At 73.2% G+C, this 1077-nt stretch carries 1 protein-coding gene and 1 pseudogene; both read right to left on the reverse strand.

Going from position 1 to position 1077, the window contains the following annotated elements; all coding sequences use genetic code 11:
- Window positions 1-94 precede the first annotated feature (94 nt).
- The gene (locus tag ABZ497_RS36870; RefSeq protein ID WP_359812530.1) at window positions 95-493 is read right to left on the reverse strand and encodes a hypothetical protein; all 399 of its coding nucleotides are present in this window, start codon (window positions 491-493) and stop codon (window positions 95-97) included.
- A 372-nt stretch (window positions 494-865) separates the two neighbouring features.
- Window positions 866-1077 (reverse strand): annotated as a pseudogene (locus ABZ497_RS36875) (S1 family peptidase); the annotation flags it as partial.

Consider the following 1077-nt stretch of genomic DNA (forward strand, 5'->3'; position numbering starts at 1 on the left):
CAACACCTCGAAGCGTGGAGAACGGCCGCCTCTGCTGTCCCGGGAAGAACCGCAGATCAGCAGGTCGAGTGACGTGCGTGGATAAACGCCAAGCTCAGAGAAGGTCGCCTTCCAGTCGGGCCGGGATGGTCAGGAGGAACAGCCGGCCGGCCGTGGCGGCGGCCGGGAACTCGAAGACGCTGGTGAACGGGCCGGTGATCAGCAGTAGCGACCGCTGGCTGCGGACAGCTCGGCGCCATTCGCGGGCCGCGGCGATCTCGCCGTCGAACCAGAGCAGTCCGCCGGGACGGTGAACGGACAGGTGGCAGTGGGTGAGCACCGCCGACCAGGACGGCTCGGGCCCGGCGAGCGCCCGGCCCGTATGCCGCTCCGCCCAGCCGTCCTCCCCCCGAAGGACACGGTCGGGGGCCGACGGGACGATCAGCGCGGGGCGACGGTCCAGGAACTCCGGCCAGGGCCGACAGCCGAGCCCGGTGCCGCTGATCATCTCCATGCGCGCCCTGTTCCCCCTGCCCGGAGCACTCACCCAGCCTCTGGGCATGTCACATCATCGGCCAAGCCGCGGCCCGGGCGCGGGCGAATCGACGAACGGGAACACACCCTGGGCAAGTCGGTAAGCCCCGGCCCGGATCTCCCCGGCTGGTCCGGGCCCCGGCCATCCGCACGACCGCGAGAACGACCAGTCCCCTGGCCTTCGCCAGGCAGCGGCCGGCCCGTGGGGCGGGACCGCCTCTGGGCGACGGCCTGGCCATAATGATGATCGCCGCCCGTGCCCTCAAGGCCGCCAGCAACCGCCCTGGGCGGACCCAGCCGCCGTCCCGGACCCCAACCGACCGCCCCACGGCCCGCCTACCCCTCGACGCCATCACCGCGCCGCCACGTCCGCACCCCCGCCGATGTCCGCAAAGCCGCCCTCCGCCATGCCCCTGCCGCCGCTGGCCTCGAAGCCGCGACCGCTGTAGGCCCGCCTGCCGCCCCCGCCGCCCGCGACACCCAGACCCGCCAGGACCTCACCTGCCGCCGCCTTGCCGAACTGGCCGAACGCCTCCACCAGATCCCGACCTGGAAGGAGCAGGC

Source organism: Kitasatospora sp. NPDC005751 (assembly GCF_040630835.1).
Taxonomy (GTDB): Bacteria; Actinomycetota; Actinomycetes; order Streptomycetales; family Streptomycetaceae; genus Kitasatospora.